22 protein-coding genes and 3 tRNA genes are annotated in these 23,690 nt (G+C 48.2%); all 25 read left to right on the top strand.

Annotation, left to right across the window (positions count from 1 at the left end):
• The first annotated feature begins 4 nt into the window (after positions 1–4).
• The 25 genes from WC592_02640 to rpoB all read left to right on the top strand — a co-directional run bounded on the left by WC592_02640 (position 5) and on the right by rpoB (position 23,688).
• Complete coding sequence (locus WC592_02640; GenBank protein MFA4981351.1) at positions 5–286, top strand: BrnT family toxin; 282 nt, start codon at positions 5–7, stop codon at positions 284–286.
• A complete protein-coding gene (locus tag WC592_02645; protein MFA4981352.1) occupies positions 273–503 on the top strand; it encodes a CopG family transcriptional regulator in 231 nt (76 codons plus the stop codon). Before WC592_02640 ends, WC592_02645 begins: the two co-directional genes overlap by 14 nt.
• Positions 504–936: 433 nt before the next feature.
• Positions 937–4,587 carry a PAS domain S-box protein gene (locus WC592_02650; GenBank protein MFA4981353.1) on the top strand — a complete coding sequence of 1,217 codons (3,651 nt, stop codon included), beginning with the start codon at positions 937–939 and terminating at the stop codon, positions 4,585–4,587.
• A gap of 1 nt (position 4,588) precedes the next feature.
• Positions 4,589–4,957: a response regulator gene (locus WC592_02655; protein MFA4981354.1), complete on the top strand. Its 369-nt coding sequence runs from the start codon at positions 4,589–4,591 to the stop codon at positions 4,955–4,957.
• Positions 4,958–5,402: 445 nt separating this feature from the next.
• Positions 5,403–5,476, top strand: a tRNA-Gly gene (locus WC592_02660).
• A gap of 282 nt (positions 5,477–5,758) precedes the next feature.
• Positions 5,759–6,163, top strand: a complete 405-nt coding sequence (locus WC592_02665; GenBank protein ID MFA4981355.1) for a response regulator — start codon at positions 5,759–5,761, stop codon at positions 6,161–6,163.
• Between the two features lie 96 nt (positions 6,164–6,259).
• Complete coding sequence (locus WC592_02670) at positions 6,260–7,255, top strand: AAA family ATPase (protein ID MFA4981356.1); 996 nt, start codon at positions 6,260–6,262, stop codon at positions 7,253–7,255.
• An 18-nt stretch (positions 7,256–7,273) separates the two neighbouring features.
• Positions 7,274–8,149 carry a DUF58 domain-containing protein gene (locus WC592_02675; GenBank protein MFA4981357.1) on the top strand — a complete coding sequence of 292 codons (876 nt, stop codon included), beginning with the start codon at positions 7,274–7,276 and terminating at the stop codon, positions 8,147–8,149.
• Between the two features lie 3 nt (positions 8,150–8,152).
• The gene (locus WC592_02680) at positions 8,153–9,088 is read left to right on the top strand and encodes a hypothetical protein (GenBank protein ID MFA4981358.1); all 936 of its coding nucleotides are present in this window, start codon (positions 8,153–8,155) and stop codon (positions 9,086–9,088) included.
• A 3-nt stretch (positions 9,089–9,091) separates the two neighbouring features.
• A complete protein-coding gene (locus WC592_02685) occupies positions 9,092–10,090 on the top strand; it encodes a VWA domain-containing protein (protein ID MFA4981359.1) in 999 nt (332 codons plus the stop codon).
• Positions 10,087–11,097, top strand: coding sequence for a VWA domain-containing protein (locus WC592_02690; GenBank protein MFA4981360.1), 1,011 nt, complete (start codon positions 10,087–10,089; stop codon positions 11,095–11,097). Before WC592_02685 ends, WC592_02690 begins: the two co-directional genes overlap by 4 nt.
• Positions 11,094–12,302, top strand: coding sequence for a hypothetical protein (locus WC592_02695; protein ID MFA4981361.1), 1,209 nt, complete (start codon positions 11,094–11,096; stop codon positions 12,300–12,302). Before WC592_02690 ends, WC592_02695 begins: the two co-directional genes overlap by 4 nt.
• An 11-nt stretch (positions 12,303–12,313) precedes the next feature.
• The gene (locus tag WC592_02700; protein ID MFA4981362.1) at positions 12,314–14,143 is read left to right on the top strand and encodes a BatD family protein; all 1,830 of its coding nucleotides are present in this window, start codon (positions 12,314–12,316) and stop codon (positions 14,141–14,143) included.
• Complete coding sequence (locus WC592_02705) at positions 14,140–14,910, top strand: hypothetical protein (GenBank protein MFA4981363.1); 771 nt, start codon at positions 14,140–14,142, stop codon at positions 14,908–14,910. Before WC592_02700 ends, WC592_02705 begins: the two co-directional genes overlap by 4 nt.
• A gap of 192 nt (positions 14,911–15,102) precedes the next feature.
• Positions 15,103–15,178: transfer RNA gene (locus WC592_02710), tRNA-Thr, on the top strand.
• Positions 15,179–15,206: 28 nt separating this feature from the next.
• A complete protein-coding gene (tuf, locus tag WC592_02715; protein ID MFA4981364.1) occupies positions 15,207–16,403 on the top strand; it encodes an elongation factor Tu in 1,197 nt (398 codons plus the stop codon).
• Between the two features lie 111 nt (positions 16,404–16,514).
• The gene (rpmG, locus tag WC592_02720; protein ID MFA4981365.1) at positions 16,515–16,667 is read left to right on the top strand and encodes a 50S ribosomal protein L33; all 153 of its coding nucleotides are present in this window, start codon (positions 16,515–16,517) and stop codon (positions 16,665–16,667) included.
• A gap of 132 nt (positions 16,668–16,799) precedes the next feature.
• A tRNA-Trp gene (locus WC592_02725) sits at positions 16,800–16,875 on the top strand.
• Positions 16,876–17,038: 163 nt separating this feature from the next.
• Positions 17,039–17,230, top strand: a complete 192-nt coding sequence (gene secE / locus WC592_02730; GenBank protein MFA4981366.1) for a preprotein translocase subunit SecE — start codon at positions 17,039–17,041, stop codon at positions 17,228–17,230.
• Positions 17,231–17,248: 18 nt separating this feature from the next.
• The gene (gene nusG, locus WC592_02735; protein ID MFA4981367.1) at positions 17,249–17,779 is read left to right on the top strand and encodes a transcription termination/antitermination protein NusG; all 531 of its coding nucleotides are present in this window, start codon (positions 17,249–17,251) and stop codon (positions 17,777–17,779) included.
• A gap of 1 nt (position 17,780) precedes the next feature.
• Positions 17,781–18,206: a 50S ribosomal protein L11 gene (gene rplK, locus WC592_02740; GenBank protein MFA4981368.1), complete on the top strand. Its 426-nt coding sequence runs from the start codon at positions 17,781–17,783 to the stop codon at positions 18,204–18,206.
• Positions 18,207–18,216: 10 nt separating this feature from the next.
• Positions 18,217–18,915, top strand: a complete 699-nt coding sequence (gene rplA, locus WC592_02745; GenBank protein ID MFA4981369.1) for a 50S ribosomal protein L1 — start codon at positions 18,217–18,219, stop codon at positions 18,913–18,915.
• 5 nt (positions 18,916–18,920) lie between these two features.
• Complete coding sequence (gene rplJ / locus WC592_02750; protein ID MFA4981370.1) at positions 18,921–19,490, top strand: 50S ribosomal protein L10; 570 nt, start codon at positions 18,921–18,923, stop codon at positions 19,488–19,490.
• A gap of 70 nt (positions 19,491–19,560) precedes the next feature.
• Positions 19,561–19,935, top strand: coding sequence for a 50S ribosomal protein L7/L12 (gene rplL / locus WC592_02755; protein ID MFA4981371.1), 375 nt, complete (start codon positions 19,561–19,563; stop codon positions 19,933–19,935).
• Positions 19,936–19,977: 42 nt separating this feature from the next.
• Positions 19,978–23,688 carry a DNA-directed RNA polymerase subunit beta gene (gene rpoB / locus WC592_02760; protein ID MFA4981372.1) on the top strand — a complete coding sequence of 1,237 codons (3,711 nt, stop codon included), beginning with the start codon at positions 19,978–19,980 and terminating at the stop codon, positions 23,686–23,688.
• The last annotated feature ends 2 nt before the right edge of the window (positions 23,689–23,690 follow it).

Below are 23,690 nucleotides of genomic sequence, written 5' to 3' on the forward strand. Positions count from 1 at the left end.
AATTATGCTCGAAGAACATAACAGTTTTGTGTGGGATCCGAGGAAAGAAAGAATAAATGTAATAAAGCACCGGATCGATTTTACTACGGCAGCCTATGCATTCGACGATCCTAAAAGAAAGATATTTGCCGACCTTTGGCATAGTGAGCACGAACAAAGATATTTTTGTATAGGAAGGATAAATAATAAGATAGTAACCGTGCGCTTTACTCGTAGGGGTAACAAGATTAGGATAATTGGCGCGGGTTACTGGAGAAAGGGGAGAAAATACTATGAAAAAGCATAAAATCGATTACGATATGCCTATAGGTGAACTAAAAAGAATAGACGACTTTTTACCGCCTCCCAAGGACCTGGCTATGCCGGAACATACCGTTATGGTTACTTTGAGGCTTAGCGAGAAGAGTGTTGAATTCTTCAAAGATCAGGCTAAAAAGTATCATACCAAGTACCAGAAGATGCTTAGATTTTTGGTGGATAAGTACGCGGAGAAGTATTCATAAAAAGTGAGGGAATTCTATCTGTTAAGTCCAGATCGAACCCTCACCACCATTTTTTGCATGTAGACTTCGTCAGGGCAAAAAATGATCCCGAGTAACTATAATTAGACTGAGGCTATGAGGGACTTCCTTTAAATGGACGCCATCCCGGGCAATAAATTTCATAAGAGAAAAACACTGTTTTTCGTCTCTTCACGAGCCTTACTTTCCTATATTTGTGAAGGGTTATTTTTTCTTGCATCCATGCCGAGATATAGTACAATATCAGCATAGTCACTTGCGAGGGATGCTTTGGAAACTAAGAACGACGCTAGAAGCAATCAGTCGTCAAAGCGCTATAGTTGCCGGTTTGTCTAATTTGAACCCAGGAGTATTGTGCGGGAAAGCACAAGGCCCTGGGTTTTATTTTTGCGAGGGCTAAAAAATGAGAAATAAAATGGCGTTACACGAACCGGATATTGGAGCGCTGTTAAAATATGCCAATGGTATTATAGCTACGCTAAGAGAGCCTTTTTTGGTCTTGGACAAGAACTTAAAAGTCATTTCCGCCAACAAATCCTTTTTCACCATCTTTAAGGTCACGGGAAAAGAAACAATCGGCCAGCCGCTTTATGATCTAGGAAACAAACAATGGAAAATACCTAAGCTGCTTAAGTTGTTAGAAGAGATCGTGCCGGACAAGAAGATCGTAAAAGATTACGAAGTAGCGCATGATTTTGAACAGATCGGCGCGCGGGTCATGATCCTGAATGCGTGCAAGCTGCGTGTTCCTGATGATACCGCGGCAATAATATCGTCGAAAGTAAAAGGAAATATATCAGAAGGGGATCTGATCCTACTGGCCATCGAAGACGTTACCGAACGTAAGCGGTTGCAGGAAGAATTGAAGGAGTCTGAGGCGCGTTATCGCAGGGCATTTGAGACGTCGCGCGACGGACTGTTGCTCGTGCATAAAACCGAAGGCAGCATCCTGAACTCTAACGAATCTGCGCAGGAATTATTGAGATATTCCCATGCTGAGCTTTTGAAAAAGAAACTCTGGGGAATATGCGCGGTTAAAGACCGCGAGGATTTTCTAAAGACAATGTCAAGGCTGGAAAAAGACGGTGTAGTGCATTACGAAGACATTTCGGTAAAGACCAAAGAAGGCCTGAGCATTGATTCAGAGGTCATTTTAGTCAATAAAGCGAAAGTCATGCAATGCAACATCCGTAACATCACCGAGCGTAAGCGCATAGAGGGTGAATTGACGCTGGCCAAGGAACGGGAGTACAGGACGCTTATTGAAAGTCTCCCCGGAAAGGTGTTTTTAAAAGACAAGGATTCGGTTTACAAATTCTGCAATGAAGAATACGCAAAGGACCTCAAGATAAAAGCCGATGAGATCGCAGGCAGGACAGACTATGAGTTTTTCCCTACGCATTTAGCTGAAAAATACAGGGCTGACGATAAGAGAATCGTACAATCCGGGGAAACTGAGAACTTTGAAGAGGAGTATATGGTGATAGGGGATTACCTTGATAAGGCTAAGAAGATCATTATCAATACAGTAAAAGTTCCCGTAAAGAACAAGGTGGGCAACGTTACGGGGATCCTTGGTTTCTTCTGGGATATCACCGAGCGCAAGAATGCGGAAGAGGAACTGCGAAAAAATAGAAAGTTGCTGCTCGAAATGACAAGCCAGATTCCAGGCGTTGTCTATCAGTTCTACGCCAGGCCGAATGGCAAGATGGGTGTGTATTATGTCAGCAGCATGGCGGAACAGATCTTGGGCATAAAACCCGGTCCTGATCTGGAAGGATTTTTTGAGCGATTCAGCGAGCTGGTAGTTCCTGAGTACAGGGAAAGCTTTTTTAAGTCAATTGATAAGGCGGTCAGCGAAGTAAATGAATGGAAATATGATGGTGTGCTGCAAAAACCTTCAGGCGAGAAAATATGGTTTTCCGGGAACGCAACTCCTATACGGCGGGATGATGAGATAATTTTTAATGGGATGATATTTGATATTACCGAGCGTAAGAAAGCGGAGGAGTTATTGCGGGAGAGTGAATTAAAATTCAAGGCTATTGTTGAGGGTTCAAACGACGGGATTATTTTTTGCGATACCGAGACTCAGGAGATTGTCTATTCCAACGATGCTATGGCGCGGTTATTGGGCCATTCAAAGGAAGATATAATCAATATGACCATTCAAAATCTTCATCGTGAAGACGATTGGGGTTCTGTAAAACTGGAGTTCCTACGGCATGTCACCGGAGAAACTTCTTTATCATCCAATATCCCCGTCGTAAGGAAAGACGGCAGTATTTTTTTTGCGGATGTTGCTTCCGTAAATCTCATTATGGATAATAGAAGATATTTTGTAGCCTTTTTTCGGGACGTCACCGAACGTAATAAGGCAGCGGAGGAGATACGTTTAAACCAGGAAAAGATCAGAGTTATTTTTGACCAAACCTTCCAGTTCATCGGCATGATGACGGTGGACGGGAAATTGATAGAGGCAAACAGGACGGCTATGGAGTTTGCCGGTATTGAAAAATCGGATTGCATAGGCAAATTTTTCTGGGATACTCCCTGGTGGACGCATTCTAAAAAGATGCAGGATAACCTGCGTGAAGCCGTAATAAAAGCCGCTAATGGCGAAACCGTGTTTTTCGAAGCGACCCATCCGGCCGCCGACGGATGCATACATTACGTGGATTTTTCGCTTAAGCCGATCAGGGACCAAAACGGCAAGGTGGTATTTCTTATCCCTGAAGGGCGCGACATTACCGATCGTAAGAAGGTGGAGAACGAGCGTGAAATGACATTAAAATGGCAAGAGGATGTAAATGCGCTCAGGCAATCGCTTCTTGTTCCTTCTCCCCTTGAGCATAAGCTCAAGGTAATAACCGATAGCGCCGTGCGGATCTTCAACGCCGATTTTTGCCGGATATGGCTGACCCGGCCGGGAGATCTGTGCGACAAAGGTTGCGTACACGCCAAAGTTACTGATGGGCCGCATGTATGCCGTTTTCGCAACAAGTGCCTGCATTTAGTAGCAAGCTCCGGCAGGTACACCCACATAGACGGTAAAGGACATGCCCGTGTACCGTTCGGATGTTATAAGATCGGGCTCGTCGCTTCCGGCGAGGAGCATAAATTCCTGACGAATGACGTGCCAAACGATCCAAGAGTGCATGATCATGAATGGGCTCGCGAATTGGGTCTGGTGTCGTTCGCGGGTTACCAGCTCAAAAATACCAGTGGAGATACGTTCGGTGTTATGGCGCTCTTTGCCAAGCATCCGATACTTCCGGCTGAAGATGCGATGTTGTACAGTCTCAGCGTCACCATTTCTTTTGTTGTCCAGCAGGCTGCCGCAGCCGAAGAAATAATCAGGGAGCAGGCCATGAAATCTTCATTAGAGATAAAAACAAGCTTTACCGGTATGGTCTCCCATGAACTGAGGACGCCGCTTGCCGCTATCAAAGAAGGCGTCTCTGTGGTCTTAGACAAGGTAACGGGAGATATAAATATCGAGCAGAACAAGTATCTCAGTATAGTAAAAAATAACGTCGACAGGTTGGACCGGTTGATCTCCGAGGTTCTTGATTTTCAGAAACTTGAATCCGGGAAAATGGAACTCAAGGCGGAAGATAGTGATTTGAATGAAGTGGTTAAGGGGATGTGTGATACAATGGCGCTATTATTCAAGAAGAAACATTTGGCTCTTAAGCTGGATCTTTGCGACGATCTTCCAAAAGTCAAGTTCGATAGGGACAAGATCAGCCAGGTTTTGACCAATCTGGTAAATAACTCCCTCAAGTTTACGGAAAAGGGCTCTGTTACTGTTCGCACGAGCAAGGGGGACAATTTTATCCAGGTCATGGTTAAAGACACGGGTGTCGGCATCAAGAAAGGAGATATCCAAAGGCTGTTCCGCGAATTTACACAATTACAGAGAAAAGTAGGCGGCGCCGGACTCGGCCTTTCTATTTGTAAGAGGCTGATAGAGGCGCACAGAGGGAAGATCTGGGCAGAGTCAGAATTCGGCAAAGGCGCAAGTTTTTATTTCAATATTCCTATTAAAGAGCGGAGGGAATAATATGGGAAAAATGATCCTCGTAGTTGACGATGAACCTGACATTATGGATGTTGCGACAGTCAGGTTGAGGCACTTAGGATATGAAATAGTACCTGCGGCCGATGCAGAGGAGGCTCTGGTTGTTTTACAGAAGGATGTTCCCGATCTAATATTGCTGGATCTGCTCTTGCCCAACATGCAAGGCGACGAGCTCTGTAAAAAATTGAAATCTGACAATAAATTTAAAAATATCCCCATTATACTATTTACAGCCAGCGCTATCCGGACCAGCCTGCCGGAAAAGGTTAAAGAGATAGGCGCGGATGATTGCATATTGAAGCCATTTGAGCCGCAGGAATTATTAAGTAAAGTCAAAAAATTTATAGGATGACTTATGTGCAGCAACAGACGCGTTTAAGCTCAGGCTATTGCTTGTTGCATATTAATGCTGCGTTATATACTGCCGTACAAGGTCGATACTCCGATCTCGCGTCGATAAACACTCTAACTGAAATTATAGCCTTGTTATCATAAGATAATATGATATAATCATAGCATTATAATGAACGCGAAGAGTAAATAAATCGCGGGCGTAGCTTCCGCCTTCGCTATGGTGGTTAGATTGTAATGAAGCTTCGGCGGATTTCGCCATGAATAGTGTAGTGTTGGGTTTAGGCTCAACAATCTTGTACTAAAGGTGAGCCTAAATAAGCTCCATGTTTTTTTGGTTTTTAGAGTTTGAGTCAGAGGAAGAAAAACAATATGGTTTGACAGCAGTTGCGACGGCCTCGGCCAGAGGCCTCGGCACTTAGTTAGCACTATGGCTGAATAAACTTGCGGGCGTAGCTCAATGGTAGAGTGCTAGCCTTCCAAGCTAGCTACGTCGGTTCGATTCCGATCGCCCGCTCCAAATTTCGCTATAGTCTAACTCAGGCGAAATTTGATCCCGAGGAAGTTGCAGTTAGACGGTATACTGACGAGGGACTACCTATAAAAGGACTGTCTCTAACTCAGGCAAAATTTGATCCTGAGGAGGAAGTAGTTAAACTGAGGTCCGACGAAGGACCTATATCGGTTCACTATTTTGTACTGAAAATAGAGTAAAGGTATTTCGACAGCTAAAATCCTCCCAATGGGTCGGATTTTTTAACGCTGTCTCAATATCAAATTTGCACGCAAATTTGGAGGCGCTATGGACTATTCAAAGCCGTTATGCAAGATATTGACCGTTGATGATGAGCTTGGCATCGACTCGTTCTTTTACGAGTTTTTTACGGCGCGCAACTATGAAGTATTTAACGCAAGGAGCGGCAAATCCGCGTTGGAGATCATCGAAAAGGAGCATCCGAGCATCATCCTACTGGATGTGAATATGAAAGGGATGAGCGGCATAGAGGTCTTGAAAAAGATAAAAGAGATAGATAAGAAGATAATAGTTATCATGGTGACCGGCATGAAAGACGATGACATCAAGAAGAGCGCGATGGACGCAGGCGCGGATGAGTACATTACAAAACCTCTCAGCCTGGAGTATCTTGATAAGGTCGTGACATCGAAATTCCTTAACATCCAGATAAGGGATCTGGGTGCGACTTAACCGATGCCGTTTTTGCGGAATCTCAAAGCCTGTTCTGCGCGCTGTTGGGATTTTTTATTTTAAGGATGCAATAAACATGAAATGATGGAGGAGCATATGCATAACGCTAACGTAGAGGCGATGAATGAGAAGGTCAAGAAAGAGAGCGTCTTTGTTCAGGCGCTGATACACGAGATGGAGAAGGTCATAGTCGGGCAGAAATATATGATAGAAAGGCTCCTTGTAGGGCTTCTCGCGAACGGCCACATCTTGATCGAAGGTGTGCCCGGACTCGCGAAGACGCTCTGCGTCAAGGTGCTGGCGCAGTCGATAGACACGAAGTTCCAGCGTCTCCAGTTCACTCCGGACCTGCTGCCAGCCGATCTGATAGGGACTTTGATATATAATCCAAAAGACGGGGCGTTCACGACAAAAAAAGGGCCGATATTTGCCAATATAATACTTGCCGACGAAATAAACCGCTCGCCGGCCAAAGTCCAGAGCGCGCTCCTGGAAGCGATGCAGGAGAGGCAGGTCACCATCGGCGAAAATACTTTCAAGCTGGATGAGCCGTTCCTGGTGCTGGCGACGCAGAACCCGATCGAGCACGAGGGCACATACCCGCTTCCCGAAGCGCAGGTCGACAGGTTCATGTTGAAATTGAAGATCGGTTATCCTACCAAGGAAGAAGAGTTCAAGATAATGAAGAGGATGGCCTTGACCGATAAGAAGATAGACGTCGATGCCGTAGTCGGTCCAAGCGATATCGTGAAAGCTAGAAAAGTAGTCGATGACATATATATGGACGAAAGGATAGAGAAGTACATCATCGATATAGTCTTTGCGACCAGGGAGCCGAAATCGTTCAAGCTGGACGAGCTGACTTCGCTAATACAATACGGTGCCTCCCCGAGGGCGAGTATATATCTTTCTATAGCGTCAAAGGCGTACGCGTTCCTGCAGGGCAGGGGCTATGTGGTTCCGCAAGACGTCAAGACGATCGGCATGGATATACTGAGGCATCGCGTCATCGTGAGTTATGAAGCCGAGGCGGAGGATAAGACGTCGGAGGACGTCATAAAGAGGGTATTCGAAGAAGTTAAAGTGCCATAACCTGGTATCCGAGAGGCCATGCTCCCAAAAGATATAATCAAGAAGATACGGCGTATAGAGATAACGACGTCTAAGCTCGTTACCGATATGCTTGCTGGCCAGTATGAGAGCGTCTTCAAGGGGAGGGGCATCGAGTTCGACGAGGTAAGGGAGTATCAGCCCGGCGACGAGATCCGCTCCATAGACTGGAACGTCACCGCCAGGATGGGCCATCCTTTCATCAAGAAGTTCGTAGAAGAGCGGCAGCTTACGGTAATGATACTCCTCGACGCGTCCGGCTCCTCTTATTTCGGGACATCGCACCGCCTCAAGCGCGAGTTAGCCTCAGAGGTGGCGGCTGTGCTGGCGTTCGCGGCGACACAGAACAAGGACCGGGTCGGCCTCCTTATATTTTCAGATAAGATCGAGAAGTTCATCCCGCCGAGAAAAGGACTGCCGCACGTCCTGCGCGTTATAAGGGAATCGCTATATTTTAAGCCCAAAGGTAAGGGAACAGACATAGCCGGAGCGCTCAGGTATCTCGACAGCGTCACGACCAGACGCGCGGTCGTCTTCATCATATCCGATTTTTTCGCGAAAGATTTCAAGAAATCCCTTTCGATAGCTAATAAGAGGCATGACGCCATAGCCATCACGTTAACTGACCCAAGAGAATTGGAGCTGCCGAACGCAGGCCTGATGGAGTTTACGGACGCCGAGACCGGTAAACTCTTCCTGATCGATACATCAAGGGCGTCGATAAGGAAGAGATACGCCGATAGGTCGCAAGAACTGATCCGCGAGCGGCTGAAGACATTCGCCTCCATAAATATGGACCATATGGACATACGGACCGACAGGCCGTATATAGACGAATTCATAAAGTTTTTCAAACGCCGAAAAAAAAGAATTTAAAAGATGAAGATAGTGAAAATATCTATCCTGGCGGTCTGTTTTCTATCTCTCTTATCAACGTTCGCCCTGGCCTCCGATGATAAGCCGGTGATGCGTGTCTCTGTCGACAGGAGGAACATCCTGATAGGAGACAGGGTCAGGTATACGGTTTCCGTAAAATATAGGGAAGGGCTCGAGCTTGAATTCCCGAATTTCAAAGAAGGTGTAATGGGGGATTTTGAGATAAAGGATTTCGGGTCAATCCGTAAAAAAGGCATTTTCGGAAACAGGTCCATCTCGCGCTGGTATTCGATAACGTCATTTTCAGTCGGCAAGCATGAAGTGCCGCAATATGACCTGAGGTATAAGAAAAAAGGCGAGAAAGACTGGAATAATATTCACTCCGAGAAGATCGTTGTAGTCGTGGAGAGTATATTGCCGGAAGGCGCGGCTCTCGTTGACATAAAGGACATAAAAGGGCCAATGTCTATACGTGAGATAGATTGGGCCCTGGTTGCCATAGTTTTCTTTATATTTGGTATCGCGGGCGTGGCCGCGCAAATCTGTATTAAAAGACTGCGCATGCGTCCTCCAAGGCCGCCGCATGAGGTTGCTTTGGAGGAATTAGAGGCGATAAACGCGCTGTTAGCCAGGACAGGCGACATCAAGGAGTTCTACATCGGGATATCCGACTCGATCAGACGCTATATAGAGAGCGTCTTTAGGCTAAAGGCCCCGGAGATGACGACCGAGGAATTCCTGAATTCCCTGAATGATTCAGCTGCCCTAACGGCTTCACAGAAAGAAGTGCTCAAGGAATTCATGAGCGCGTGCGACCTTGTCAAGTTTGCCAAATATACTCCTCGAAAGGACGAGATAGAGTCCGTCTTTACCGCGGCAAAGAAGTTTATAGGAGAAACAACATATCCCGTCGTCGGGAAATTGCCCCAAAAGGTGTAAAATATGGTAACGTTCAAATACCCTGCAGCCTTATGGCTGATCCTTCTGCTGCCTCTTCTTTTCATAATAGTTAAGAGCAGGCGCACCGACACGACATTCATCTTTTCCTCACGCGAACTCCTGGAGGGGCTTAAGCCGACGCTCCGCCTACGGCTCTCGAAGTTCATGATATTTTTTAGGGTTATAGCGCTGTGCCTTTTCATAATGGCCCTCGCCAGGCCGCAATCTGTTCTGGAAGGAACCAAGACAGTATCCGAAGGCGTCGACATTGTAGTTGCGCTTGACACATCGACGAGCATGCTGGCCGAAGACTTCAGGTTGGGGGCGTCGCGCGTGAACAGGTATGATGTGGTAAAGGAAGTCGTCAAGGAGTTCTTCAGGAAGAGGAAAGATGACAGGATCGGTATGATAGCGTTCGCGGCGCGCGCTTATACCGTATGCCCCCTGACTACCGATTACGCGTGGCTGAACGAAAATCTCGATAGGGTGAGGGTCGGAATGATCGAAGATGCCACCGCCATCGGCTCGGCGCTGGCCAGCGCCAGCAACAGGCTGCGCACATCCAAAACAAAATCCAAGATAATAATACTTCTTACGGACGGCGTAAATAACGCGGGCACGATCTCGCCTATAGTCGCGGCCGAGGCCGCGAAGGCGCTTAAGATAAAGATATACACGATAGGCGTGGGCACAAAGGGGCTCGTCCCTTATCCTTTTAAGGACGTCTACGGCAGGACAGTTTACCAGAAGATACCTATAGAGATCGACGAAGAGGTCCTCAAAAAGATCGCCGATATCACGGGCGGAAAATATTACCGCGCGACGGACACGGAGACCCTGCGTAAGTTATTCGACGACATAAACCGGCTTGAAAAATCGAATATCGAGCATTTCGGCTACAGGGAATATAGCGAGCTCTTCTATATTTTCCTTATACCGGCGCTGATTATGCTGGCGCTTGAGATATTCCTTGCGAACACTCTATTTTTAAAGGTGCCATGAACTACGCGAACCCGGATTATTTTAATATTATCTATTCTTTGACCGCGCTCCTGGTGCTGTTTTATATATGGACCTTCAGGCGCAGGCAGGCGCGCATCAGAAAGTTTGCGGACAAGACGTTACTGTCGAGCATCGCACCCACGGTAAGTATGAGGCGGAAGTTGATAAAGATGGCGCTGATCACGATAGCCGTATCCTTAAGCTTCATCGCGCTCGCGCGTCCGCAATGGGGGTTCGAATGGGAAGAGACGAAGAGGATGGGGCTGGATATATTGGTAGCCATAGACGTCTCTAACAGCATGCTCGCTACAGATGTCAAGCCCAACAGGCTCGAACGTTCCAAATTTGCCGTAAAGGACATGATAAAGAAGCTGAACGGCGACAGGATAGGGCTGATAGCGTTTGCCGGAGCGTCGTTCCTGCAGTGCCCGCTGACGATCGATTATAACGGATTCGTTCTCGCCCTTGATGACCTGAACACAGAGACGATCCCCAGGGGAGGGACATCCATAGCGAGCGCTATAAAAGAAGCGATGAGGATATTGAGCGGGCAGGAGAAGAAGTACAAAGTGCTCGTCATCATCACCGACGGGGAAGATCTGGAGGGCGATGCGCTCTCGGCGGCAAAAGAGGCCGCTGAGGCGGGAATAAGGATATACTGCATAGGCGTAGGGACGGCGGAAGGCGAATTGATACCCACCATAGGGGAGCGCGGCGACAGGGAATATCTCGTAGACAGTAAAGGTAATATTGTAAAGACGAAACTGAACGAAGATGTGCTGAAACAGATAGCGATCGCTACAGACGGCAATTATGTCCGGGCGACGCAGGCCGAATTCGGGCTCGTCCTGTTATATGATAAAAGCATTTCAAAGCTTGAAAAACGCGACATCGAAGCCAAAATGAGGAAGCGTTACAGGGAGAAGTTTCAGTATTTCCTGGCGTTCGCCATACTACTGCTCTTCATCGAACCGCTCATTTCCGAGAGGAGGCGTATCGCGACATGATAAGGGTGATCTCGATCGCGTTCCTCATGTGCTTCGCGATCAGCGAATGCGCCTTCGCCACGCTTAAAGATGATGTGAAAAAAGGCAATTTATTATATAATGATAAAAAATATTCCGAAGCGGCCAAGATATATTCCGCGGCGTTGAAAGAAAAACGCGATTCCGGGGTTGTGAATTTCAATATCGGGGCCGCGAAGTACAAGGAGGGGTCATATTCCGGTTCGATAGATTCTTTCAATAAAGCGATAGCTTCAGGTGACGCTGGATTGGTGCCAAAGGCAGATTACAATATCGGAAACGTCCAGTACAAGATAGGGACAACAAAACAGAAGAGCGATTTCAATAAGACTAAAGAACTGTACGAGACAGCGCTTAAATTTTATAAGCGCGCTATAGACCTGGATCCGTCCGACAAAGACGCGAAATATAATTATGAGTTCGTTGAGAACAGGCTCATGCAGCTGATGGAGCAGAAAAACCAGGAGCAGGAGAAAAAACAGGATCAGAAACAGGATAAGGACCAGAAGAAGCAGGACAAAGAGCAGCAGAAGGATCAGCAGAAAAACCAGGATAAACAGCAACAGGATAAGCAGGAACAGCAGAAGGATCAGCAAAAAGGGTCTCAGCCCCAGGATGCCGGCGGCGGGGGAAGTCAGGAAAAAGAGGAAACTGGGAAGCAGGAAGAGCAGCAGAAAGAAGGGAAATCCAGCTCCGAACAAGATAAAGGTGACCAGAAGGACCAGGATCAAAAGCAGGGCGAGGACGAGAAGAACGCCGCTGACAACAAAAAAGAGGGCGAAGAGTCTGATCAGCAGAAGAAAGAAGGCGGCGAGCAGGAGGAAAATCCGAAGGAGCAGGACGGCGATAAGGAAGAACAGCAGAAGCAGGAAGGCGAGAAGGAGAATAAGCAGCAGCCCGGGGATCAGGAAAAGGATAAGGGCGGCACGGGAGAAGAAGAGCAGGAGCAGCCGAAGCCATCTGAAGAAGGAAAGGAAGAAGAGACAGCCGGTATTTCAAAAGAGGACGAGGAAGGCGGAGGATTGACAGCATATCAGTCACCGCAGGAGCAGGGAGAGCCTGGTGAGATGTCGGAACAGGAAGCTAAGATGATACTCGAAGGATATAAAGGGGAAGAGGCTACCGGCGGCGCGATAAAGATGATGAAGAAAAGGGTGAACCTTCCGGAGCCGTCCAGAGATTGGTAAATAAGGTGTGTATGAAAAAACGCATTTATATATTTATAGTTTTAGCCATTACGATCTGTTCGCTGGCGTCCTTATTATATGCAGAGGACGGAAGATTCGAAGTAAGCCTTGACCGCCGGCAGGTAGCCCTCGGCGAGTCCGCGCAACTGGGGCTCTCCTTCCGCGGGACCCAGAGCATGCCTGCGCCCGACATAGGGAATATCAGCGGACTCGAGATACGGTATCTAGGGCCGTCGACCATGATGACCGTCATCAACGGCCAGGTATCCACCGCCATAACGCACATGTATACCGTCCTACCCTTGAAGATAGGGACTTTTCAGTTGGGGCCGTTCTCTTTCAAATATAAAGGAGACAATTACGTATCAAATACGGTGACGCTGGAGGCTACGGCTGAGAAAGTGATCGCGGCAAAGAGCGTCGAAGAGTCATCCGCGGATAATATTGAACTGGGCGACAGGATATTCGTAAAGCTTGAGATCAGCAAGGCCTCGGCTTATGTAAACGAACTTATTCCGGTAAAAGTGAAATTTTATGTGAACAGGCTCAATGTGAGCGATATCCAGTTGCCGACCTTTGCCCAGGAAGGGTTTTCAAAGATAGAGTTCAAGGAACCGAAACAATACAGGGAGCGTATGGGAGGATTGTTATACGACGTCCTCGAGTTCAATACGAATATATTTGGGACCAAGAGCGGCGACTACTCGCTCGGCCCCGCAAAGATCAAGTGCAATGTGATTGCCAGAAAGAGGCTGGCCAGGATGCCGTCTATGATGGATGATTACGACAGTTCACCCTATAGGGATTCGTTTGACGATTTCTTTACCCGGTATGAAAAGCATCCCATGGAGCTGAAATCCCAGGAAACCAGGATAACGATAGAGCCCATCCCTGCCGAAGGCAGGCCTAAAGACTATCTCGGCGCTGTCGGCGATTATCAGTTCATATACAGCGCCAATCCTAAGAAAGTAAAAGTGGGTGATCCTTTGACGGTCACTATGGTCATTAACGGCACAGGCAACTTCAATACGGTGCTTTCGCCCAGGATAGATAATACCGAAGGTTTTAAGGTCTACGATCCGCAGGTCAAGACCGAAGAGAATAGGAAGACCTTTTCCCAGGTCCTCATCCCAACTACCGACATGATCACACAGATACCTAAAGCTGTCTTCAGTTATTTTGACCCGGCGCAGAAGATGTACAAGGTGATAACTCAGGATCCGATCCCGCTGCAGGTGGAGAAGGGCATTGAAGAGTCGCCGTCCCAGGTGATAGGCGCGGCATCCGTGCCTGAGCGGAGGACTGAGGAAAAAGAAGATCTGGCCAGAGACATCATATATATAAAGGAATCTCCGGGCGCATGGCTGCCTAAAAATTACCAGATATACAGGAGTAATCTATTTATTGTCCTTACAATTGTACCAATTGTGTTATTGATATCTCTTTATGTAACCAATGCGCGCAGGAACAGGATCAGATACGACACGGAATACGCCGCGCGCCTGGCTTCTTTCCGGTATGCCAAAAGAAGTGTGAGGGAGTTGAAACGACACTTAAAACCGGAAGACCCTAGGATATTTTACGAGACCCTGTTCAAGACGCTTCAGGGGTATCTCGGGAACCGTTTCTACATCGCTCCGGCAGGAACAACATATAGTGAGATAGAACGGATCGCCCTGGAGAAGGGCGTAGACCGCGATATCATCCAGAAGATAAAGAAATTGTTCGATGCCTGCGATGAGATGAGATTCGCTTTCTCGAAGACGGATATCTATAAGATGCAGGATAACGTAAAGGATGTGGCGGAGATCATAAGATACCTGGAGCGCAGAAAATTATGAAGAGATATATAGCGGCTTTATTTATATTGTTTACCCTTGCAAGCCGGGCGTGTGCCGCGGAACCTGCCGCGAAGGATCCTAACCAGTTATTTTACTCAGCGAATCGTTCATACGGGGCCGGAGACTATAAGAAGGCGCTCGAAGAGTACCTTATGGTGCTCGATACCGGAGTGGAGAACGGAAGGCTGCATTATAATATAGGTAACGGTTTCTTTAAACTCGGAAAGATCGGTTACGCTATCCTATGCTATGAGAGGGCCAGGAGGCTCATTCCGCAGGATGGCGACCTGAAGTCCAACCTAGCGTACGCCAAGACAATGGCAGGGACTTCGTATCCTGACGACAGCGCCATCCGGAGGCTTACAGGGTACATTAAGGCGCCATTTTTGGACATGAACCTGAATGCCCTCGCGAACCTGACATTGGCCCTGTATCTTATCATCATGGTGGTCCTGGCAATATTTATCTTTAACCGTATAATTGCCAGGAAGGGTATATTATTATTCATCGTTCTGACGGCGATATTTTTGGTCGCACTCAGCGCGGTCTCTGTCCGCTATTACGATGAAGAGATCTTGAGGCACGGTATAATCATAGAAAAAGATGTCGAATGTAAATACGAGCCTATAGACAAATCCACAACTTATTACAAGCTGCACGAGGGGGATGAGGTGACCGTCCTGACGACGAGAGAAGGATGGCGCCGGATAAAGCGTCCCGACGGAAAACTCGCCTGGATCAAAAAAGAAGCGGTCGAGATCATATAAATTAAAAAAATACTTGACATATTTGAGTTTTTTGTTATAATAAAAAAACTCTATATATTGTATTAGATATTATATTATATAGTTTATTTAGAAGAGTTTTATACACGATAACTCTGACGTGGAGGAGTTTTTGTAATTTTTGTTTATAGCCGCTGCAGAGTCAATGCCTGATGACATTAGCGGGACTGAGCGGCTGCAGTAGCTCAGTCGGTAGAGCACATCCTTGGTAAGGATGAGGTCATCGGTTCAATCCCGATCTGCAGCTCCATGAATAAGTCAAAGAGGAGGGAGAGTTTATGGCAAAGGAAGCGTTTGTAAGATCTAAGCCGCACGTGAACATCGGCACAATCGGCCATATCGATCACGGCAAGACTACTTTGACGGCAGCAATTTTAGCGACCCTTGCCAAAAAGGGCAAGGCGCAGGTTAAGTCCTACGCCGATATCGCCAAGGGCGGCACCGTCAGGGATGAAACCAAGACCGTTACTATCGCCGTAGCGCACGTTGAATACGAGACCGAGAAGAGGCATTACGCCCATATAGACTGCCCCGGACACGCCGATTACATCAAGAATATGATAACCGGAGCCGCGCAGATGGACGGAGCCATACTTGTGGTATCGGCAGTGGACGGCCCGATGCCCCAGACAAGAGAGCATATCCTCCTGGCCCGCCAGGTCAATGTCCCTTCAATAGTCGTATTCCTCAATAAAGTAGACCTTGTGGAAGACAAGGAACTCGTGGACCTGGTCGAGCTGGAAGTGAGGGAGCTTCTCACCAAGTACCAGTTCCCCGGAGACAAGACCCCCGTGATAAGGGGCAGCGCATTAAAAGCGATGTCGGCGCCCGATAACCCGGAATCCACAAAGAGCATATTCGAGCTCATGGAAGCATGCGATACGTTCATCCCCGAGCCCAAGAGGGACATAGATAAACCCTTCCTCATGCCCATAGAAGACGTCTTCTCGATAACAGGCCGCGGCACAGTAGGAACAGGCCGGGTCGAGAGAGGCCAGATAAAGGTGGGCGAGGAGATCGAGATAGTAGGCATACGCCCCACAAAGAAGTCCGTAGTCACGGGCGTTGAGATGTTCAGGAAGCTGCTCGATTCAGGACAAGCCGGAGACAACATCGGCGTCCTGTTAAGGGGTATCGAGAAGACAGACCTCGAGAGGGGGCAGGTCCTGGCAAAGCCGGGTTCCATCACCCCTCACACCAAGTTCAAGGCAGAGGTATATATATTGAGCAAAGAAGAAGGAGGCCGTCACACGCCCTTCTTTAACGGTTACCGCCCGCAGTTCTACTTCAGGACCACAGACGTCACGGGAGTAGTAACCCTCCCCAAAGAGGTCGAGATGGTCATGCCCGGCGATAACGTAAGCTTCGAAGTAGTTCTGATAACCCCGATAGCCATGGAAAAAGAGTTGAGGTTCGCCATACGTGAAGGCGGACATACTGTTGGCGCAGGGGTCGTAACCGAAGTCATAGAATAGGACAACAGTAACCAGAAAGAAAGTAACCAGTAACCAGATAAAAAACGGCAGTCTAATTGTTCTGGTTTCTGGCAACTGGGCTCTGGTTACTAAGGGTTTAGGAGCTGTACCATGGCGCAAGAAGTTATCACCTTTGAATGCACCAAATGCAAGAATCGGAATTATTCAACTACTAAGAATAAGAAGAAGAATCCGGATAAGCTGGAACTTAGCAAGTTTTGTAAGTTTTGTAAGAAACATACAGCGCATAAGGAGATTAAGTAAGCCCGCGCGCATATCGGCGTGTGGTGAGAGGAGTGGGTGGTGCCCGCCGGCATAATATGGAATGAGAGGCGGGAATGTAAGCCAACAGTCTCCCTTAGTCCCGCCAGGTTAGAGTCAGGAGTGATCTTAGGGAGGCCAGTAGCTCTAATGGCAGAGCAGCGGTCTCCAAAACCGCGTGTTGGGGGTTCAAGTCCCTCCTGGCCTGCCAAATTTGCGATAGCAAATTTGGTCCAGAAGTTGCGACGAATAGGAGCAGCTGAAGGACCTAAATGCGTCGCTAAATTTGGGCCTGCAATTTCCCGAAATAAATACGGGAATAAACAAAGCTCAATCCCGGAAAGGACACTGAGCGCGGAAAGATATTAGAAAAAATGGCAAATAAAGTTGCTAATTTCTTTAAAGAGATAAAGCTCGAGATGTTGAAGGTGTCATGGCCTACGAGAGAAGAATTGATAGGCTCAACGGTCGTGGTCCTTGTATCTTTAGCGATACTCTCATTATTCATAGGGGTCTGCGACATCATATTGTCCAAGATCATTAACGTCATCATGTCAAGTTTATAAGGCTGGGTAATTTAAGAGATGGCAAAACAGTGGTATGTAGTGCACACACAGACGGGTTACGAAGACAGGGTGAGGAACGTCCTCGAGGGTAAGCTCAAGGCCGGCCTCGCTAAAGATAATATTTCCCAGATCCTGGTGCCGATAGAGCAGGTATCGGAAGTGAAGGGCGGAAAGAAGCGGATATCGCAGCGCAAGTTCTTCCCGGGATATATATTGGTGGAGATGGAACTGAATGATGAGACGTGGTACCTCATCAAGAGTATACCGGGCGTTACAGGATTCGTCGGGGCCGGCGCGAGGCCGTTGCCGCTCAGGGAAGATGAAATAGATATGATACTGAAGCAGGCTAAAGAAGCGAAAGAGAAACCGACGCCTAAGGTTGTTTTTGATAAAGGCGAAAATATCAGGGTCAATGACGGGCCGTTCACGAATTTTAACGGTGTGGTGGAAGAAGCTAATCTGACCAAAGGCAAGATAAAGGTTATGATATCGATATTTGGAAGGGCGACACCGGTCGAATTAGAGACCTGGCAGGTGGAGAAGATTTAAAATGGCCAAGAAGGTAAAAGCGATAATAAAGCTATATTGTTCCGCGGGAGCCGCCAATCCGGCGCCTCCGGTAGGACCTGCCCTGGGCCAGCACGGCCTGAATATAATGGATTTTTGTAAAAGATTCAATGCGCAGACACAGAACCAGGAAGGATTGACCCTTCCAGTTGTTATTACAGCATATGAGGACAGGTCCTTTACCTTTATTATTAAGAGCCCCCCGTCTTCCGTGCTCCTGAAGCGCGCTTGTGGCATCGCCAAAGCAAGCGGCGAACCTAACAAGACCAAGGTCGGCAAGGTTACCATTGAACAGGTAAAAGAGATCGCCAAAATGAAGATGAAAGATTTAAATACACAGAATATGGAAGCGGCAATAAACATCGTTAAAGGGACCGCCAGAAGCATGGGAATTGATATAGAAGGATAGGCCGGAGATAATGAAAAAACTTACGAAAAGATTGAAAGTGGTCCAGGCTCTTGTAGATAAACAGAAGCTCTATAGCCTTAAGGATGCCATCGCAATACTTAGGAAAGCCCCGAAGCTGAAATTTGACGAGACCGTAGAGATATCCGCCAAGCTAAGTATAGACCCTAAACAGGCTCAGAGCGCGTCGATCCGCGGCACGGTTGCCCTTCCTCATGGAACCGGCAAAAAGGTCAGGGTCGTAGTGTTCTGTAAGGGTGAAGAGGATAAGAAAGCAAGGGATGCGGGCGCTGATGTCGTAGGCGCAGAGGAGTTAGTGGCGAAGGTTCAGGGCGGATGGGCTGATTTTGATGTAGCTATAGCGACTCCTGACATGATGAAAGACATAGCGAAGCTCGGAAAAGTTCTCGGCCCGAGAGGTCTCATGCCGAACCCGAAGTCCGGCACAGTTACGCCGGATACGGCTAAGGCCATTAAAGAGGTTAAAGCCGGAAAGATTGAGTTTAAGATGGATAAACAGGCGGGCATACATGCGCCGGTCGGCAAGCTCTCTTTTAAGGAAGAGGCGCTCTACGAGAACTCGATGACTATCATAGACGCGATAATGGGGTCCAATCCCCAGGGGCTGAGAGGGCAGCATGTGAAGACGCTTTTTATATCGACTACGATGGGTCCAGGCGTGAAGCTGGACCTGTCGGAATTTAGGAAATAATTGTCATGATAGCAAAAGATAAATACGGGAAGCTCTGTAAAGAACTGATGATAGAGGAGATAGCCTCGAGGTTCAAGGAGCGTCCGAATTTCGTGATCACAAGTTATATGGGGTCGTCCGTCGCGGACCTCGAATCGCTCAGGCGGAACCTTAAGCAGTCGTCTTCGACGTTTTTTGTAGTGAAGAATTCTGCGCTTAAGATAATATTTGAAAAGATAAAGATGGAGTCGGAAGTCTCCAAGATCGACAGCGGGATGGGCATCTCGTTAAGCGGCGAAGATATAGTAGCGACCTGCAAGATACTGGCCGCCTTCGCAAAGGATCATGATAAATTCAAGATAAAAGGCGCTGTCATAGACGGAAAGCCGCTGCCGCCGGAGAAAGTGAAGGAGTTGGCCGGCCTGCCGCCGAAGAACGTGCTGCTGGCTCAGGTAGTGGGCGGCATAAAATCGCCGATAACGGGATTTGTCAATACGCTGTCAGCGGTATTAAGGAAGTTCGTCTATGTGGTCGACGCTATAAAAACGAGCAAACAGAGTACGCCCGCCGCGGGCGCGCAGGAAGTAAGAACTTAAGACAGAATAAACAAGAAGGAGAGGTAAAGACATGGAAGCAAAAGAAGCAAAAGTTGAATTGACTGAAAAGATGAAGAGCGTAATGGACACCATCGAGAAGATGACCGTTATGGAGTTGGCTGATCTGGTCAAGGCCCTCGAGGATAAGTTCGGGGTCGTGGCAGCCGCAGCTGTCGGCGTGCAGGTAGCATCGGGCGCCGGAGCGGGCGCAGCGCCTGCAGCCGCAGAAGAGAAGACTTCGTTCACGGTAGTCCTGGCGGCAGCGGGAGCGAGCAAGATCCAGGTCATCAAAGAGCTTCGTACCTTGACGAACCTGGGCCTGAAGGAAGCCAAGGATCTTGTCGACGGAGCGCCGAAGACAGTTAAAGAAGGCGCCACAAAGGAAGAAGCCGATAAGATAAAGAAGCAGCTTGAAGCGGCGGGCGCGAAGATCGAATTAAAATAACTGGTTACTGGTATCTGGTTACTATAATTTAAGAAGGAAGACATGCCTAAGCGCAAAAGTTACGCAAAGATAGAAGAGTGTTACCGGCTCCCTAATCTACTGGAGATACAGCTTGACTCTTATGCCGAATTCCTGCAATCGGATACTGCTAAGAGCAAAAGGAAGAACCAGGGGTTGGAATCAGCGTTCCGTGAGGTGTTCCCGATAGAGACTGCTGACGGCGAGCATAAGCTTGAATATCTAAGCTACACTATCGGCAAGCCGAAATACGACATACCGGAATGCAAGAAGCGCGGCATGAGCTTTGCCGGAGCCCTCAAGATCATGCTAAGGCTTAAATCGAAGACCGAGACGAAAGAGCAGGAAGTCTATCTTGGCGACATACCTCTTATGACCGACACCGGCACATTCATAGTGAACGGGGATGAGCGCGTTGTCGTCAGCCAGCTTCATCGCTCACCCGGCATTTCATTCGAATCAGAACCGCATGCGTCGGGCAAGACGATATTTTCCGCGCGCATAATTCCATATAGGGGCGCATGGGTCGAATTCGAATTTGATATTAACGATGTGCTTTATGTATATGTCGACAGGAGGCGCAAATTCCTCGCGACGCCGTTCTTCAGGATATTCGGCTACTCTTCCGATTACGACATCCTTAAGGCATTTTGCGGAGTAGAGACTCATGAGATAACAAGACAGGCGCAGCTTGAGAAACTAATAGGAATGACTATTGCCAGAGACCTGGTCGAAAAGGAAACGAACGTAGTAGTCGCCGAGAAACTGCACAAGATCACTAAAGAGTCGGCGGAGAGGATATGGAATTCGTCCGCGCGCAAGGTCGATGTGCTGACCAAGGTGGTTCCGGAGATATTGAATACGCTGAAGAAAGATCATACTAAGACCAAAGAAGATGCGGTAATGGATGTATATAGAAAACTCAGGCCCGGCGATCCCCCAACGCCGGAATCGGCCGCCAATCTTATGCAGAGGCTGTTCTTCGACATGAAGAGATACGATCTTGGCCAGGTCGGCCGTTACATGCTTAACCGAAAATTGAATATGGACGTGTCTCTGGAAGAGAGGCTTATAACCCCGGATACGCTCGTCCAGGTCATAAACAGGCTTATATCAGTTAAGAACGGAGAGGGAACGACGGATGATATCGACCATTTAGGCAACAGGCGCGTCCGCTGTGTTGGAGAATTGCTTTTAAATCAGATCAGGATAGGGCTGGCAAGGGTCGACAGGTCGTGCAGGGAGAGAATGAACCTTTATGACCTTTCCAATGTGATGCCGCACAACCTGGTGAACGCAAAGCTTGTGTCCGGCGTTATCAGGGATTTCTTCGGCAGGAGCCAGTTGTCCCAATTCATGGACCAGACGAATCCGCTGGCCGAAATGACGCACAAGCGCCGCATGAGCGCGCTTGGGCCAGGAGGTCTTAATAGGGACAGGGCGGGATTCGAAGTCCGCGATGTCCATTATTCCCACTATGGCAGGATGTGCCCTATTGAAACGCCTGAAGGCCCGAACATAGGCCTTATAGCCTCCTTGAGCACATACGGAAAGATAAACCCGTTCGGTTTTATCGAAACGCCATACCGGAAAGTTGAGAATGCCCGCGTTACCGATAAGATCGACTATTTGTCGGCTGATGTAGAGGACCTTTACATCATAGCTCAGGCCAATTCAAAGATAGACGCGAAAGGCAATCTTACGGAAGATAAGGTATTCTGCCGTTTTAAAGATAATTTCCTCCAGACTGAGCCTAAGGATGTCCAGTATATGGATGTATCGCCCAGGCAGCTTGTGAGCGTGGCCGCGAGCCTTATCCCGTTCCTTGAACACGATGACGCCAACAGGGCGCTTATGGGCTCCAACATGCAACGCCAGGCTGTTCCTCTCCTGTATACGGAAGCTCCGCTGGTAGGCACAGGCATGGAGTATAGGACCGCTAAAGATTCCGGGGCCGTAATCTCATCGAAGAATTCCGGAACGGTGACAAGTGTTGACGCAGGCGAGATAGTTGTAAGCGGCAAGAGCTATAAGCTGATAAAATTCGACAGGTCAAATGCCAATACATGCGTAAACCAGAGGCCAATAGTCAAGCTTGGGGATAAGATAAAAGAAGGAGATGTTATTGCCGACGGCGCAGCGACTGACAAGGGCGAGCTGGCTCTGGGGAAGAACGTGCTCGTGGCGTTCATGCCTTGGAGAGGATATAATTTTGAAGACGCTATCCTGCTGAGCGAAAAGCTTGTGGCGGAAGATAAATATACATCCCTCCATATCGAGGAATTTGAACTTGAGGCCAGAGATACCAGGTTAGGAAATGAAGAGATAACCAGGGATATCCCTAATATCGGCGAGGAAGCTCTCAGGAACCTGGACGAAAGCGGAATAATAAGAGTCGGTGCCGAAGTTGAGCCCGGAGATATCCTGGTGGGCAAAGTTACGCCTAAGTCCGAAACCGAGCTATCTCCTGAAGAAAAACTGCTGCGCGCGATATTCGGAGAAAAGGCCGGCGACGTGAGGGATTCGTCCCTGATCGCGCCTCCGGGAGTTGACGGTATAATCGTTGATGTAAGGGTATTCTCGCGAAGGGACGCGCGTTCTAAAACAAAAGAAGAGAGGACGCTGGAACTGAAAGAGATAAAGATCCTGGAGGGCACGTTCCAGACACAGATAGAAAAGATAAAAGAAGAGAAGTATAGGAAACTCCACAACCTGCTGGTGGGCCGCAAACTTGCGGCTGGAATACTGGACCAGGAATCCGGCAGGGCGCTGATCTCCCAGGGCAGGACCGTAAGGGTAAAAGACCTGAATAAGATAGTCGATAAGGGAGACCTGGAGAATGTCAAGGTCAATAATCCCGAGATAGAGCAGGAGATAGCCAGGATCACCAGGTTGCTCGACAGCCAGATAGAAGAGCTTACATTTGAACTCGAAAGGGAGATAGATAGAGTCAAGAGAGGCGACGAGCTTCCACCTGGTGTATTGAAGAAGGTCAAAGTATATGTAGCGAGCAAGAAGAAGATATCGGTCGGCGACAAGATGGCGGGAAGACACGGGAATAAGGGGGTCGTCGCGAAGATCCTGCCCGAGGAGGATATGCCGTTCCTCGCAGATGGGACGCCTGTTGAGATAGTGTTGAATCCGCTCGGAGTGCCGAGCCGTATGAACGTAGGGCAGATACTCGAAACGCATCTCGGATGGGCCGCCAAGATACTCGGTTTCACCGTAGCGAGCCATGTCTTTGACGGCGCGAGCGAAAATGAGATCAAAGAAGAAATGAAGAAGGCCGGGATACCGCTTGAAGGCAAGGTAAGCGTGTATGACGGGTTTACAGGAAAACCGTTCGACCAGAAAGTGACGGTTGGCTACATTTATATGCTGAAACTGGCCCATCTGGTCGACGACAAGATACATGCAAGGTCCATCGGGCCGTATTCGCTCGTTACTCAGCAGCCGCTTGGAGGAAAAGCGCAGTTCGGCGGACAGAGATTCGGCGAGATGGAAGTGTGGGCTCTCGAAGCCTACGGCGCGGCGTTCACTTTACAGGAATTGCTTACTGTTAAATCGGACGATGTTGTCGGAAGGACGAAGATATATGAAGCCGTGGTCAAGGGCGATAATAAACTTCAGTCGGGTACGCCCGAATCCTTCAACGTCCTTGTAAAAGAATTGCAGTCGTTGGGACTCGAAATCAAGCTGGAGAAGAGATCTCCTGTTGAAGAAAAGGATAAATAATA

Source organism: Candidatus Omnitrophota bacterium, from assembly GCA_041648975.1.
Classification (GTDB): domain Bacteria; phylum Omnitrophota; class Gorgyraeia; order 2-01-FULL-45-10; family 2-01-FULL-45-10; genus JAQUSE01.